Raw genomic sequence first — 14297 nt, 5'->3', positions numbered from 1 at the left:
ACGAGGCCCGCGGCGACCGGACTCGGCGCGGTTGCGGATGCCGCGGGCCTCGTCGCGGCCCGCGCGCTCCTGCGAGGTCCAGCGGCGCTTGGGCGCGCCCGACTCGGTCTCCTCCGGGCGGTAGCCGCGGTGGTTGGGGCTGCGGCTGCCGGGGCGACGGTCGTAGCCGGCGGTCGAGCGGCGGTCGCCCGCGTCGACCCTGGTACCGCGCTCGTCGCGCGCACCGTCACGGGCGGGCGCACCGCGGTGCCGCTCGTGGAAGGAGGTCTTCTTGGCGCCGTAGCGCGGCTCGAAGTTGGCGGCGGCGCGGCCGCCCTTGGGCTTCTTGTTCTTGGGCATGCGGGGGGTGTCCTTCTGCGTTCTCGCACGAGAACAGCGCTGCGCACGCGCGCGAGCACTCCGACGGATGCGGAGTTCCGGACGATCTGCGGCCGGGGCCATTCCTGTGATGGTTGATTCACGTCGATCGACGTTCACCATCGGCCCCTGGACTCACACTTCACACACTGAAAAACGTCCGCGCCCTGCGCGGGTGTCCGAAGCCGACCATGCCAGTGTACCGGCCGACCCTGGGAGCGACCCGCGCCCCACTACGATGACGGGGTGACCCCCGTCTCCCCCACCGGCCTCCAGGTGCACCTCGGACTCGGCGAGGTGACAGCGCAGATCGCCCAGGTCGGCGCGTCGCTGCGCTCCCTCCGCATCGGCGAGGTCGACCTCGTGCCCCCGTACCCGCTCGACGCCCCCACCCCGTCGTGCTCCGGCGTCGTGCTCGTCCCCTGGCCCAACCGCATCCGCGACGGCCGCTGGGACGACGAGGGCACGGTCCGCCAGCTCACGGTCTCCGAGCCCAAGACGGCCAATGCCAGCCACGGCCTGCTCCGCTTCACGCCGTACGCGGTCGAGCAGACCGACGCCGCGGCGACCCTGCGCGCCACGGTGTATCCGCAGACGGGTTACCCGTATCTGCTCGAGACCTCGGTCGCCTACGTGCTCACCGCCGACGGCATCGAGGTCACGCACACCATCACGAACTGGTCGGAGTCCGCGGCGCCGGTCGCGCTCGGCACGCACCCGTTCGTGACGATCGGCGACGTCGACCCGCACGAGCTGGTGCTGCGGGTTCCCGCGCAGACCGCCTTCGAGACCGACGACCGCCTGCTGCCGGTCGGCACCCGGCCCGCCGATCCGGCGCTGCGCACGGGGCTGCGCCTGGGCGATGCGACGCTCGACACCGGGCTGACCGATCTCGACCGCGACGCCGACGGCCGCGTGCGCCACACCCTCACCGCGCCCGACGGCCGCACGGTCACGCTGTGGCAGGGCGAGGGCTTCGACGTCGCCCAGGTGTACACGGCGCGGAACTACCCCGGCACGCCGCTCGCCGTCGCGATCGAACCGATGACGGCCCCCGCCGACGCGTTCAACAGCGGGATCGGCCTGCGCCGCCTGGCTCAGGGCGAGACCTGGATGCTGGAGTGGGGCATCACGTTCGGCTGAGGCCGACGCACCACCTCCGATCCGCGAGCGAAGGGCCCCGATCCCCATCGTCTGATGTGCATCGGGGCCCCTTCCGCGGAGTCGTGGTGCGCTCTACTCGCCGTGGTGATCGCGCAGCTCGCGGCGACTGACCGGCGTGCCGTCCGCGTGGACCGTGGCTCCCGCGATGACGGGCTGCGCGGCCGCTCCGGTGGGCGCGTCGGGTGACGCCGGGGCGTCCGGACCGGAACCGTCGTCGCCCGCGCCGCCGTCGCCCCGCCGTGCGCGGCGCCGCTCCTTCGCGCCCTCGACGAGGTTGTACAGCGTCGGCAGCACGATCAGGGTGAGCACGGTCGAGGAGATGAGTCCGCCGATCACGACGATCGCGAGCGGCTGCGAGATGAACCCGCCGTGACCCGTGATGCCGAGCGCCATCGGCGTCAGCGCGAGGATCGTGGCGAGCGCGGTCATCAGGATGGGGCGCAGACGCTTCTCGCCTCCCGCCATCACCGCGTCAGCGGTCGACAGCCCCTTCTCTCGGTACTGGTTGACGAGGTCGACCAGCACGATCGCGTTCGTGACCACGATGCCGATCAGCATCAGCACGCCGATCAGCGAGGCCACGCCCAGGGGCACGCCCGTCACGATCTGCAGCAGGATGGCGCCGGTCGCCGCGAACGGCACCGACACGAGCAGCAGCAGCGGCTGGCGCAGCGACTTGAAGGTCGCGACCATCACCACGTACACGATCAGGATGGCCGCGAGCATCGCGAGACCCAGCTGCGAGAACGAGTCGGCCTGCTGCGAGGCGACACCGCCGACCTCGGCCGAAGCACCGTCGGGCAGGTCGACCGCGGCGATGGCGGCGCTCACCGACTGCGTGGCCACCGCGAGGTTGTCCGACGCGGGCGGGACCGTGACCGTCGCGGTCCGGCGGCCCTGCTCGGTCGTGATCGAGGTGGGGCCGTTGCGCTGCTCGACCGTCGCGATGTCCTGCAGGGGCACGATGCCCGCGGCGGTCGGGATGGCGAGCTGCTGCAGCGCCTCCACGGTCGTCGGCGGCGCGGGGTTCACGAGGTACACCGTGAGAGCGGTGTCGTCGATCTCGACCGACCCGATCTGCTGCGGGCGCATGGTGTTCGACACGATCGAGCCCACCGCGACCTCCGACAGCCCGACCTGGGCCGCGGCCTCCCGGTCGACCACGACCGCGATGTAGGGCAGCGCCTCGGCGAGGTTGTCGGTCACCTGGCCGATGCCGTCGCGCCCGTCGAGCTCCTCCACCAGCGCCGAGGTGGCGGTGGCGAGGTCGTCGCCGTTCGAGGCGGTGACGGTGATCTCGATGTCGCTGGAGCCGAAGCCGGCGGAGGAGGCCACGGTGACGTCTCCGACCTCGTCGCCGAGGCCGTCGATCGCGTCCTGCACCTCGGCGCGCAGCTTCTCCTGGTCGGCGTCGCCGTCGGTGAGCACCGAGTAGGTGATGCCGGCGCCGCCGGAGAAGGCGTCGCGCAGGGCGGAGCCGCTCGACCCGATCGAGGCCTGCACGTGCTCGATGCCGTCGATGTCGAGCAGCGCCTCCTCCACGGGCGCTGCCGCGTCGGACTTGGCCTCCAGGCTCGCGGTCGGCCCGAGATCCTGCGTCACCGTCATGGTGTTCTGCCCGGAGTCGCTGAGGAAGTTGACCTTCATGAGCGGGGCCGCGGCGAGCGTCGCGCCGAGCACGACCACCGCGAGGACCACCGTGAGTCCGGAGTGCTTCAGCGTCCAGCCGAGGATCGGCCGGTAGCCGCGCTGCAGTGCCGTCGGCGGCGCGTCGGGGTGCTCGGGGTCGATCGCGTTCCCGTGCTCGTCGAGCAGCGGCTTGCCGGGCTTGAGGAACCAGTACGCGAGCACCGGCACGATCGTGAGCGCGACCAGCAGCGACGCCACCATCGCGATCGTCACGGTCATCGCGAACGGCCGGAACAGCTCGCCGACCATGTCGCCGACGAACACGATCGGCAGGAACACCGCCACGGTCGTGATCGTCGACGCGGTGATCGCCGCGGCGACCTCCCGCACCGCGAGCCGGATCGCATCGCCCTTGTCGGCGTCGCCGACGTAGTGCCTCTTGATGTTCTCGATCACCACGATCGAGTCGTCGACCACACGGCCGATCGCGATCGTCAGCGCCCCGAGGGTCAGCACGTTGAGCGAGTAGCCGAACGCCTGCAGCCCGATGAACGTGATGAGCACGGAGGTCGGGATCGAGATCGCCGTGACCAGGGTCGAGCGCACCGAAAGCAGGAACACGAGGATCACGAGCACGGCCATCACGAGGCCGAGCAGGCCCTCGGTGGCGAGCGTGTCGATGGACTGCACGATGAACGGCGCCTGGTCGAACACGACCGTGAACTCCGCGTCGGGCAGTGCCTTGCCGATCTCGTCGAGCGCGGCGATCACCCCCTGCGACACCTCGACCGTGTTGGCGGCGGGGAGCTTGGTGATCGAGATCGACAGCGCATCCTTCCCGTCCACGCGGGAGATCGAGGTGACCGGGTCGGACGCCTGGGCGACCGTCGCGACGTCGCCGATCGTGAGGGAGGTGCCGACGAGGGGCAGCGCGGCGATCTCGTCGACCGAGGCGATCTTGGCCCCGGTCTGCACGGTCAGGGTCTCGCCGTTCTCGGTGATGTCGCCGCCGGGGAACAGCGTGCCGTTCTGCTGCAGGGCCGAGCTGATCGCCTGCGTGCTCTGCCCCTCGGCGGCCAGGCGGCCCACGTCGGGCGTGATGGTGATGCGCTGGCCGACCCCGCCGACGATCTCGGCCGCGTTGACGCCGTCCACGTCCTCCAGGTCGGGGATGGCGACGCTCTCGAGCTGGGCCTGCGCGTTGTCGGCGTCGTCGAAGCCGGTCACGGCCACCTGGATCACCGGGAAGTCGTCGATCGACACCGACAGCACCTGCGGCGTGACGTCCTCCGGCAGCTGCGAGGAGATGCGGTTGATCGCCTGCTGGATCTTCTGTTCGGCCGTGGCGAGGTTCGTCCCGTACGCGAACATCGCCTGCACGATCGACGCATTGGTCGTGCTGGTCGCGGTGGTCGACTCCAGGTCGGGCACGCCCTGGATCGCGGACTCGATCGGGGTGGAGACGTCGTTCTCGACCACCTCGGGCGAGGCGCCGGGGTACGTCGTCATGACCACGAGCGCGGGCAGCTCGAGCGAGGGGATCAGCTCCTGCTTGAGGTTGGTGAGCGCGAGCCCGCCGAACACGGCCGCGACGATCGTCACGAGCGCGATGAGGGCGCGGTTCTTCAGGCTGAGGATGGCGAGTTTCGACAAGGCGTGTTCCTCGGTGTCAGGGGGTGGCTGTCGCGGCGGAGGGGGTGGAGAGGGGATCTCCGAGGATCCGCGCCAGTGCGGTCTCGAGGAAGGACTGATCGAGGCGGTCGTCGCGGATGTGCGTGCTCCACATGACCCCGTCGATGAAGATCATCGCCGCTTTGGCGCGGTCGGCGCCATAGGTCGGCTCGAGCAGGTCGACCAGGCGGTCCGACAGGTGGCGGGCGAGTTCGCGCAGTCGCGGGTCGTGCACGGCCGCGGTGACCACGGCGCGGTCGGCCTGCACGGCGTGGCCGTCTTCGGCGCTCCGGCACACGAGGGCCGCGATCACCCCGGGCCCCGCTCCCTGCTCGGCGAGGGTCTGCCGCACGCCGTCGAGCCGGGACTCGATCTCGTCGGCGAGGGCGCGGAACGCGGCGCCGCGGAGGTCGTCGAGCGTGGCGAAGTACTGCGTCGTGGCGCCGAGCGGCACCCCCGCCCTGGCGGCGACCATGCGGTGCGTGATGGCCTCGGCGCCGACCTCGACGATCAGCTCGGCCGCGGCGGTCACGATCTCCCGGCGGCGCGCTTCGGGGTCGCGCCGTCGACGCCCGCTCTCCGCCATCCCGCACCTCCCGCACACCCGTACATGTACGTTTGTACATTCGCTCCGGTGTGAGGAGCCTGGGAGCCGCGGCTCCGCGTCGGCTCAGGCCGCGGCGGTCTCGACCTGTCCGCGCTCGAAGTAGGCCACGAGGTCGGGGTCGAGCGGCGGCACCGCGATCGCCGAGCCGTCTCCGCGCAGCGACGCGGTCGCGAGGATCCCGGCCGCCACGGCCTCGCGCGCTGCGACCGGCGAGGTCGCGGTGAGCCCGCCGTGTCGCACGAACCGGAGGAACTCGGCGACGAGCAGGGCGTCCGCCCCGTCGTGGCCCGCGTCCGGCACCTCCGGCACGATGAAGGTCTCGTCGGCCGGGGCCGCTCCCGCGTGCCGCCGGTTCCACAGCCGCACCTCGCTGCCGGCCACGTCGCCGAGGTTCTCGATGCGGCCCTCGGTGCCGATCACCGTGTAGTTGCGCCAGTAGTCCGGCGTGAAGTGGCACTGCTGGTACGACGCGAGGATCCCGCCCTCGAGCTGCAGGTTCACCATCGAGATGTCCTCCACGTCGACCACGGGGTGCAGCCCGGTGAGCGCCGTGGGCGGCCAGTTGTCCATGCTGAACCAGTCGGGCATCCGCTCCCCCGTGCGGTCGCGGCGGTCGGCGATGTCGCCGTACACGCTCAGCCCGCCCATCGCCGCGACCCGCTCCGTGTAGGCGCCGGCGAGCCAGTGGATGATGTCGAGGTCGTGGGCGCCCTTCTGCAGCAGCAGCCCGGTGGTGCGGCTGCGGTCGGCGTGCCAGTCCTTGAAGTAGAAGTCCCCGCCGTGGCCGACGAAGTGCCGCACCCACACGGCCTTGACCTGGCCGATGCGCCCCTGCCGGATCAGGTCGCGCATCAGGGTGATCACGGGCATGTGACGCATGTTGTGCCCGATGTAGAGACGGGTGCCGGTGCGCCGCGCGGTGGCGAGCATGCGGTCGGCGTCAGCGAGGTCGATCGCGAGCGGCTTCTCGCAGAACACGGGCACCCCGGCCTCCAGCGCCCGGATCGTCAGGGCGGCGTGGGTGTCGTCCGGCGTGAGCACCATGACCGCGTCGACGCCCGAGGCGAGCAGGTCGTCGAGCGAGTCGGTGATGAGGGCGTCGGGCACGAGCGCGCGGGCGTCGTCCCTGGCGCGGGGCGAGAGGTCGCACACCGCCGTGATGCGGGAGCCGTGACCCGGGCGGTGCACCTCCTCGTGGAGGGTGGAGCGCGCGCCGAAGCCGATGATGCCGATGTGGAGGTCCAACAGAAGTCCTTCGTGAAAGTCGATGCAGAGAGGGGTCGCGGCTCAGCGGGCGCGCGGGGCGGGGGCGTCGAGGTCGGTCGAGCCGCCGGGGACGAGCGACCACGGGAACTCGTGCAAGGTTCCCGGCGACGGATCGCTCTCGAGGGCGCGGTCGACGATGATGCGCGCCTGCCGCTCGTAGAAGTCGGTGGGGCCGACCGTGGTCAGCGTCGGGGCGATGAGCCGGGCGTCGGGGGTGTTGCCGACGCCGATCACCGCGACGTCGTGCGGCACCCGCAGCCCGAGCATGTGGGCGGCGTTGATCGCGGCGATCGCGGCGAAGTCGGTCGTGGCGTAGACGGCGTCCGGGCGATCGTCCCGCGACAGCAGCTCGATGGCCGCGGTGAACGCGCTCGCCTGGGTCTCCGCGTAGGTCACGGTCCACTCCGGCGTGCGCTCGATCCCGGCCGCCGCGAGCTTCTCGACGTAGGGCGTGTACCGCGTCACCTGCGTCCCCGCGAGGCGCACGGCCCCCTCCGCGGCGATGCAGCCGATGGCGGTGTGCCGTTCCAGGAGGTGGTCCATCGCGAGCTCGCACCCGGGGATCGCGTCGGAGCGGATCACGTCGAAGCCGTCCGGCTCCAGGTGCTCCGAGAACACGACGAGCCGCTGTCCGCGCTTGACGAGGTCGCCCAGCCGCCGGGCGTCCTCCTCGTCCAGGCCCACCCCGTCGAGGTAGGCCACGTCGCTCTCCACGCGGTCGAGCGCGGCGTGCCAGTCGCCGTCCGCGAGGATCAGCGTGGTCAGGCCGTGCTTGTTGGCCTCGGCGTTCACGGCGTCGGCCACCGCGAGCGACCACGGGTCGCTGAGCATGTGCAGGGAGAGCTGCACCATGCCGCTGCGCCCGGTGCGGATGGCGCGCGCCGCGGTGTTCGGGCGGTAGTTCAGCTCCTCCGCCGCGGCGAGCACCCGGGCGGCCGTGGCCTCGGCGACACCGGCGCCGCTGGCACCCGCCCGTCCGGAGAACACGTACGACACGGTCGCGGTCGATACCCCGGCGCGCTCGGCGACCATCCGCAGGGTCGGGCGGCGGGCCGGGACGTGTTCACGCTGTGCCATGACTCAGCCCTTCGTCCCGCTGAACGCGATGCCCTGGATGAACTGCCGCTGCAGGATCATGAAGGTCACCAGCATGGGCAGCGTCGCGAGCAGGGCGCCCGCCATCAGCACCGGGTAGTCGGTGCCGTGGATGCCGACGAGCTGGGAGAGCCCCACCGACAGCGGCATCTTCGCGGGGTCGGTGGTCACGATCAGCGGCCACAGCAGATCGTTCCAGGACCACAGCACGGTGAACACCACAAGTGCGATGATGCCAGGCTTCGCGAGCGGAACCATGATCCGCCAGAAGGTCTGCCACGGATTCGCGCCGTCGATGCGCGCCGCCTCCTCCAACTCGGCGGGCATCGACAGGAAGAACTGCCGCATCAGGAAGGTGCCGAAGGCGCTGAAGATGCCGGGCACGATGAGCGCCTGGAGCGTGTTGAGCCAGCCGAGCGACTGGATGATCTCGTACTGCGGCAGCAGGTAGAGCTGCGACGGCACCATCAGCACCGACAGGAACACGACGAACAGCGCGTTGCGGCCGGGGAACGGGATGCGCGCGAAGGCGTAGCCGGCCATGGTGCACAGCGCGACCTGCCCCACGGTGCGGCCGACCGTCAGCAGCACCGAGTTGAGGAACATCTGGCCGAACGGCATCGAGTCGAACACCTCGGCGAAGTTCGTGAACACCCACTCGCGCGGCAGGAACGAGGGCGGCACCTGCACCGAGTCGGACAGCGTCTTGAACGAGGTCAGCAGCTGCCAGACGAACGGGAACACCATGAGCACGGCGCCGAGGATCAGCACCACGTGCACGATCCACAGCCCGCGGTTGCGGGGGCGTCCGGCGCCGCGCGAGCGCGTGGACGCGGCGCCGACCACGGCCCGGGTGTCGAGGGAGACGTCACTCATAGTGCACCCACTTCTTCTGGAGCCGGAACTGCACGATGGTCAGCACGAGGATGATGAGCAGCAGCAGGAACGCGACGGCGGCCGCGTAGCCGCGGTCGTTGTCGAGGAATCCGGCTTCGTAGAACAGGTAGACGACCGTGCGGGTGTTCGGCATCGCGGGGTTGCTGCGGCCGAGCATCATGTAGACGAGGTCGAACACCTGGAGCGCGCCGATCACGCTGATCACGCTCACGAAGAAGATCGACGGCGACAGCAGCGGGATCGTGATCGAGAAGAACTTCCGCACGGGTCCGGCGCCGTCGAGGTCGGCCGCCTCCATGATCGTGTCGGGGATGCCCTGCAGCCCGGCGAGGAAGATGACGATGTTGGTTCCGAGTCCGGCCCAGATGCCGACCACGGCGATCGCGACGAGCGCGGTGTTCGGGTCGGTCAGCCAGCTGCGCCCCTCGATGCCCACCGCGGCGAGCGCGGCGTTGAGCACGCCGTAGTCGCCGTTGTAGATCATGCGCCACACCAGCGCGATGGCGGCGGGCATGGTCACGACGGGGATGAAGTAGAGCGTGCGGTAGGCGCTGCGCCCCTTCAGGCCGGTGGTGTTGAGCAGGGCGGCGATGCCGACGGCGATCGGGATGCCGATCAGGGCGATCACGGTGTAGACGGCGGTGTTGCGCAGCGCGCCGAGCAGCTCGGGGTCCTGGAGGAGTCGCGCGTAGTTGTCGAAGCCGATCCACTCGGAGCCGCCGAACGGCCCCGACTTGGTGAACGAGATGATGAGCGTGCGCACGGTCGGCCACAGGTAGAACACGGCCAGGCCGAGGGCGGTGGGGCCGAGGAACACCAGGGCCCACCAGGGCGAGGCGCCGGGGGTGCGGCGCCGGCGGCGGACACCGGAGGGGCGGGCCTCCGGCGTCCGCTCGGCCGTCGGCGCGACCGCGCGGGGCGCGATGACGGTCATGCGCTCACTCCTGCTCGCCGTCCAGCGCGGTCTGCATCTGTGCGGCGAGGTCCTTCAGGCCGTCCTTCGGGGTGACGGCACCCGACCACACCTGCGACAGCACCTCGCTCTCGATGCTGGTCCACGCCGAGGTGTTCTTCGACACGGGGTAGGGCACGGCGGTGTCGAGCGCGTCGATGTACACCTGGAGGTCGTACTGCGGGAGGGCGTCAACCCAGGCCTGCTGGGTGCCGTTGAACGCGGGGATCACGGTGCCGGTCTCGGCCTGGATCTTCGCGGCCTGCTCCCCGCTGGCGAAGGCGGCGAAGTCCCGGGCGGCGTCGAGGTGCGGGCTCTTGGCGTTGGCGACGTTGCCGACGCCGTGGATCACGCTCTGGTTGCCCTCGGGCCCGGCCGGCAGCGGGGCGACGTCGACCGTGCCGCCGATGTCGGCGTTGTCGGCGTAGGCGATGGCGGCCCAGGAGCCGTTCTGGAACATGGCGACCTTGCCGGAGAGGAAGAAGTCCTCCGGGTTGGTGTCGGTCATCTGCTGCGCGGTGGGTGAGGACCCGTCCGCGATGAGGTTCGTCCACAGCTCGATGCCCTCCAGCGCCTCGGGCGAGCCGTAGCCGCTCTCGGTCCCGTCGGCGGAGATGACCTCGCCGCCGGCCTGGGCGATCGAGTTGTAGAAGTTCTCCTGGCCGTACTGGCTGGCGGCGATGCCGTACTGACCCGTGGCGGGGTCGGTGAGCTTCGCGGCCGCGGCGGTGAAGTCGTCCCACGTCCAGCCGGCGCTGGGGTACTCCACGCCCGCGGCGTCGAACAGCGCCTTGTTGTACCAGAGGGCGACGGTGTCGAAGTCCTTCGGGGCGCCGTAGAGCTTTCCGTCGTAGGTGTACAGGTCGACGAGGCCCTGCGGGTAGTCGGAGGCGTCGACGCCGTCGAGCGGGGCGAGCTGGCCGTTGGAGGCGTAGAGCTGGAAGTTGGGGCCGTTCATCCAGAAGACGTCGGCGGCGGATCCCCCGGTGACGGCGGTCTGGAGCTTGGTGAAGTACTCCTTGTAGGGCGTGACCTGGATCTCGATCGTGACGTTCGGGTGCTCCTCGGTGTAGGCGGCGGCGATGTCCTCCATGGCCGGCTTCTGGTTCTCGTCCCAGATGGCGTAGCTGAGGGTGATGTCGCCGTCGGACGACTCCCCGGTGGCGGAGGAGGAGCAGGCCGACAGCGCGAGGACGGCGGCCGCCGAGGCGGCGAGGGCGCCGAGGGCGCGACGGGTGGTGCGGGGCATCGAGGTCTCCTTTGACGGGTGCACGAGCGGGTGGAACGCAGTGTTAACCGTTTAGCGTTAAACGATTAGCACGAGAGTAGCGGCGCCCACCGGCACTGCGCAAGGGCGGATCAGAGAAGCGCGCCGAGGCCCAGGCCGAGCACGGCCGCGAGCAGCCCGAGCAGCAGCATGCCGACCGCGTCGAACACCGCCGCGGGCTTCGCGCCGTCGCGCCACAGGGCCACCGCGTCGAGCATGGCCGTGCTGAACGTGGTGTAGCCGCCCAGCAGCCCCGCCCCCAGCACGAACGCCTGCTCGGGAAGCGCGGACGTCACGAGGCCGAGCGCGAACGACCCGCTCAGGTTCACCGCCAGGATGCCCCACGGGAAGCGGCGCCCCGCGAGCCGTGCCACCCCGAGGTCGAGCAGGTAGCGCAGCACCGCACCGACGCCGCCCGCGAGCGCCGCCGCGAGGAACAGTAGCGGGCTCACGACGCCCCTCCCCGCCGGGGTCGTCCGAGCCGCAGGCCGAGCGCGGCGGCAGCGAGCCCGAGCACCAGGCTCCCGGCGGCGTAGGCGACCGCGAGCAGCGGGGCCGTGTCCCACAGCGCGACCGTCCCGGTCATGAAGGCGCTGTAGGTCGTGAAGCCGCCCAGCACCCCGGTGCCGAGCAGCAGCCGCAGGTCGGCCGAGGCGGGGAGCCGTGCCGCCACCACCCCGATCAGCAGCGCCCCGAGGAGGTTGGCGAGCAGCACCGCGAGCGGGAATCCCCCGGGGTCGGGCAGCGCGAGGCCGAGCGCCAGCCGCGCCGCCGTGCCGACCGTGCCGCCCAGGGCGACGAGCAGCACGCGGCGGAGGTTCACGTTGGCCACTGTACTGCCGCATGACAGCGCGACCGTCCGTTGTCAAGCCGCTGGGAGCCCGGCCGCCGCCGTCGTTCACTGGTCGCATGATGCCTCTCTGGAAGGTCGACCAGGCCGCGCCCCTCGGCACCCCCTTCGACCCGGGTGCACGGCACGACGTGATCATCGTCGGCGCGGGACTCACCGGGCTCTCCACCGCGGTCATGCTCACGCGCGCCGGTCTCGATGTCGCGGTGCTCGAGTCGGGCGCAATCGCCGAACTGGCGTCCGGCGGGAACACCGGCAAGCTGTCGCTGCTGCAGGGGAAGCAGCTCGCCACGATCCGGCAGCACCACAGCGCCTCGCTCGTGCAGGCCTACGTCGACGCGAACCGCGCCGGCATGGACTGGCTCACGGGCTTCGCCGACAGCGCCGGGGTGTCGTACACGCAGCGCACCGACCACACCTACGCGCAGAGCGCCGAGGGCATGGAGTCGGTGCGCGACCAGCACGCCGCAGCCCGCGAGGCCGGACTTCCGACGCGGCTGCTCACACCGCACGAGCTGTCCACGCCGTTCCCGGTCGCGGGCGCGGTCGCTCTCGACCACCAGGTCACGATCGACCCGGTCGCCGTGGCCGACGCCCTGGCGAAGGAGTTCGTGGCGAACGGCGGCACCCTCCACACCGGCGTCCGGGTCACCGGGGCGCATGCCCTCCCCGACCCGCGGGTCGAGACCGCCGCCGGGCCGATGTTCGCGGAGCACATCGTCCTCGCCACCGGAACCCCGATCCTGGACCGAGGTCTGTACTTCTCCAAGGTGGCCGGGATGCGCTCCTACTGCGTATCGTTCCGGGTCTCCGGGGGCGTGCAGGAGGGCACGTTCATCTCGGCGGACAGTCCCACGCGGTCGATCCGGCCGGTGTCGCACGCCGACGGCCCCGGGGGCACGGCGCAGCTCGTCGTGGGCGGCAACGGCCACCCGGTGGGGCGCTCGGACGGCGAGACCGCGGCCATCGACGACCTCGTGTCGTGGACGCGGCTGCACTTCCCCGACGCGGAGGAGACGCATCGCTGGTCGGCGCAGGACTACCAGTCGCACAACCTCATCCCGTTCGTGGGGGCGCTGCCCCGCGGACTCGGCCGCATCCGGTTCGCGACGGGGTACGCCAAGTGGGGGCTGTCGAACGCCCCGGCCGCAGCGCTGCGGCTCACCGAGGAGGTCATCGGCACGAAGCGCAGCGAGCGCCCGTCGTGGATGATCCGCATCGGCACGCGGCTGACCGTTCCCGCCGATCTGGCGCGGGGCGCGGTCGAGGGCGCCAAGGTGGCCGCGGCGGCGACCAAGGGCTGGGTGGATGCGGAGGCCACGCCCGTGCCGGTGCCGCAGCCGGCGGAGGGCGAGGGCGTGGTGGCGAACCGGGGCGGGCGACCCGTGGCGATCTCGACGGTCGACGGCGTCACCCGTGCAGTGAGCGCCGTGTGCACGCACCTCGGCGGGGTGCTCGACTGGAACGACGCGGAGTGCACGTGGGACTGCCCGCTGCACGCCTCCCGCTTCGCCGCGGACGGCACGCGCATCGAGGGGCCGGCGCTGGAAGACCTGCGGTCGTTCCCGCGCACGACCGAGCCCTGAGCCTCAGCGCAGCGGCTCGTCCCACCCCTGCTGCGGGGTGTCGCAGCTCTCGCGGAAGACGTACTGCGACGCGAGCTTGCGCTGGCTGCTCGACCAGTCGATCGCCGGGCGCCGCTGCTCGGGCGGCAGGTACCCCAGCCGGTACACGGCCATGAGCTCCAGGTCGTCTGGCACGCGCAGCAGTGACACGATCTCGTCCCAGCGCCCCGGCACCTCCATCGGGAAGGAGATGAACTGGATGCCCATCCCGAGCTCGACCGTGGTGAGCCACACGTTCTCCATCGCGGCCCCCATGCTGAACACGGAGTAGAACGACGACAGCTGTCCCGGCCGGTATTCGCTGCGGTCGAGCATCACCCCGAGAAGCAGCGGCGACCCTGCCACGAGCTTGCGGTTCTCCGAGCCGAGCGTCTTCGGCACCCCGAACGTGTTCATGAGCGTCTGGCCCCGCTTCGTGAACACCTGCGAGGTGAACGGCCGCAGCGGAGCGGGGAGCTTGTCGAACAGCATCCCGCTGCGCTTCTGCTCCATCTCCTCCTCGCTGAACCGGAAGTACGGCTTGTAGCGCTCGAAGAAGGTGCCGTTCGACATCGCCTCGGTCATGCTCTCGCCCGAGATGCGCGCGATCTGCTCGATGGTGTCGCGGTTCTCGATCACCACGAAGCGCCACGGCTGGCTGTTCAGCTGCGACGGCGCCCGCCCTGCCGCCTCCAGCAGGATGCGCTGGTGCTCCTCCGACACGGGGTCGGGCAGGAACGGGCCGTTGGTGGTCTTGCGGCGGCGGATGGCGTCGAGGAGTTCCATGCGTTCACTTCCGGTCGGCGGAGCGGGAGAGCAGCAGTCCCGCGAGGACGAAGGGCGCGGCGGCCAGCGCCACGAGCGGGTGGCGGCGCGTGTGCGTGCCGAGGTACGGGATCGCGGCGAGCGGCGCGGCCGCGGGGAGCAGGGCGAGGGCG

General features: G+C 71.2%; 12 protein-coding genes and 1 pseudogene. 2 read left to right on the top strand and 11 right to left on the bottom strand.

What is annotated here, in order from left to right; translation table 11 throughout:
• A pseudogene (locus DW297_RS08690) lies at window positions 1-339 on the bottom strand (DEAD/DEAH box helicase); the annotation flags it as partial.
• Window positions 340-603: 264 nt separating this feature from the next.
• Here DW297_RS08690 and DW297_RS08685 point away from each other — a divergent pair.
• A complete protein-coding gene (locus tag DW297_RS08685; protein ID WP_136031402.1) occupies window positions 604-1500 on the top strand; it encodes an aldose 1-epimerase family protein in 897 nt (298 codons plus the stop codon).
• Between the two features lie 93 nt (window positions 1501-1593).
• Here DW297_RS08685 and DW297_RS08680 read toward each other — a convergent pair whose 3' ends face one another.
• From DW297_RS08680 to DW297_RS08640, 9 genes are all read right to left on the bottom strand, one after another.
• Window positions 1594-4803 carry an efflux RND transporter permease subunit gene (locus tag DW297_RS08680; protein WP_136031401.1) on the bottom strand — a complete coding sequence of 1070 codons (3210 nt, stop codon included), beginning with the start codon at window positions 4801-4803 and terminating at the stop codon, window positions 1594-1596.
• Between the two features lie 16 nt (window positions 4804-4819).
• Window positions 4820-5407 carry a TetR/AcrR family transcriptional regulator gene (locus tag DW297_RS08675; RefSeq protein WP_136031399.1) on the bottom strand — a complete coding sequence of 196 codons (588 nt, stop codon included), beginning with the start codon at window positions 5405-5407 and terminating at the stop codon, window positions 4820-4822.
• Between the two features lie 84 nt (window positions 5408-5491).
• Entirely contained in the window at window positions 5492-6673 is a 1182-nt protein-coding gene (locus DW297_RS08670; protein ID WP_205828259.1) for a Gfo/Idh/MocA family protein, read from the bottom strand.
• Between the two features lie 42 nt (window positions 6674-6715).
• Window positions 6716-7771 carry a LacI family DNA-binding transcriptional regulator gene (locus tag DW297_RS08665; protein ID WP_136031394.1) on the bottom strand — a complete coding sequence of 352 codons (1056 nt, stop codon included), beginning with the start codon at window positions 7769-7771 and terminating at the stop codon, window positions 6716-6718.
• Window positions 7772-7774: 3 nt separating this feature from the next.
• Window positions 7775-8665, bottom strand: a complete 891-nt coding sequence (locus tag DW297_RS08660) for a carbohydrate ABC transporter permease (protein WP_205814301.1) — start codon at window positions 8663-8665, stop codon at window positions 7775-7777.
• Window positions 8658-9620 (bottom strand): carbohydrate ABC transporter permease, encoded by a 963-nt coding sequence (locus tag DW297_RS08655; protein ID WP_136031392.1) that lies wholly within the window; start codon window positions 9618-9620, stop codon window positions 8658-8660. Before DW297_RS08655 ends, DW297_RS08660 begins: the two co-directional genes overlap by 8 nt.
• A 4-nt stretch (window positions 9621-9624) precedes the next feature.
• The gene (locus DW297_RS08650) at window positions 9625-10887 is read right to left on the bottom strand and encodes an ABC transporter substrate-binding protein (protein WP_136031390.1); all 1263 of its coding nucleotides are present in this window, start codon (window positions 10885-10887) and stop codon (window positions 9625-9627) included.
• A 110-nt stretch (window positions 10888-10997) separates the two neighbouring features.
• Entirely contained in the window at window positions 10998-11357 is a 360-nt protein-coding gene (locus DW297_RS08645; protein WP_136031388.1) for a fluoride efflux transporter FluC, read from the bottom strand.
• Window positions 11354-11728 carry a CrcB family protein gene (locus DW297_RS08640; protein WP_240744567.1) on the bottom strand — a complete coding sequence of 125 codons (375 nt, stop codon included), beginning with the start codon at window positions 11726-11728 and terminating at the stop codon, window positions 11354-11356. The genes DW297_RS08645 and DW297_RS08640 overlap by 4 nt, the downstream gene beginning before the upstream one ends.
• A gap of 86 nt (window positions 11729-11814) precedes the next feature.
• Here DW297_RS08640 and DW297_RS08635 point away from each other — a divergent pair, with 86 nt between their 5' ends.
• Window positions 11815-13341 (top strand): FAD-dependent oxidoreductase, encoded by a 1527-nt coding sequence (locus tag DW297_RS08635; protein ID WP_136031384.1) that lies wholly within the window; start codon window positions 11815-11817, stop codon window positions 13339-13341.
• Between the two features lie 3 nt (window positions 13342-13344).
• Here the strand turns inward: DW297_RS08635 and DW297_RS08630 are convergent, their stop codons facing one another.
• Window positions 13345-14145, bottom strand: coding sequence for a nitroreductase family protein (locus DW297_RS08630; RefSeq protein ID WP_136031382.1), 801 nt, complete (start codon window positions 14143-14145; stop codon window positions 13345-13347).
• Window positions 14146-14297: the final 152 nt, after the last annotated feature.

Source organism: Microbacterium sp. PF5 (assembly GCF_004794315.1).
GTDB classification, from domain to species: domain Bacteria; phylum Actinomycetota; class Actinomycetes; order Actinomycetales; family Microbacteriaceae; genus Microbacterium; species Microbacterium sufflavum.
The sequence above is the reverse complement of the archived record's forward strand: the minus strand, read 5'-3'. Positions and strand labels throughout refer to the sequence as shown.

Bases quoted from the DNA above. Each gene is read 5' to 3' on its own strand.
- DW297_RS08675 (WP_136031399.1), bottom strand. From the start codon at position 5,407: ATGGCGGAGAGCGGGCGTCGACGGCGCGACCCCGAAGCGCGCCGCCGG.
- DW297_RS08665 (WP_136031394.1), bottom strand. From the start codon at position 7,771: ATGGCACAGCGTGAACACGTCCCGGCCCGCCGCCCGACCCTGCGGATG.
- DW297_RS08660 (WP_205814301.1), bottom strand. From the start codon at position 8,665: ATGAGTGACGTCTCCCTCGACACCCGGGCCGTGGTCGGCGCCGCGTCC.
- DW297_RS08655 (WP_136031392.1), bottom strand. From the start codon at position 9,620: ATGACCGTCATCGCGCCCCGCGCGGTCGCGCCGACGGCCGAGCGGACG.
- DW297_RS08650 (WP_136031390.1), bottom strand. From the start codon at position 10,887: ATGCCCCGCACCACCCGTCGCGCCCTCGGCGCCCTCGCCGCCTCGGCG.
- DW297_RS08635 (WP_136031384.1), top strand. From the start codon at position 11,815: ATGATGCCTCTCTGGAAGGTCGACCAGGCCGCGCCCCTCGGCACCCCC.
- DW297_RS08630 (WP_136031382.1), bottom strand. From the start codon at position 14,145: ATGGAACTCCTCGACGCCATCCGCCGCCGCAAGACCACCAACGGCCCG.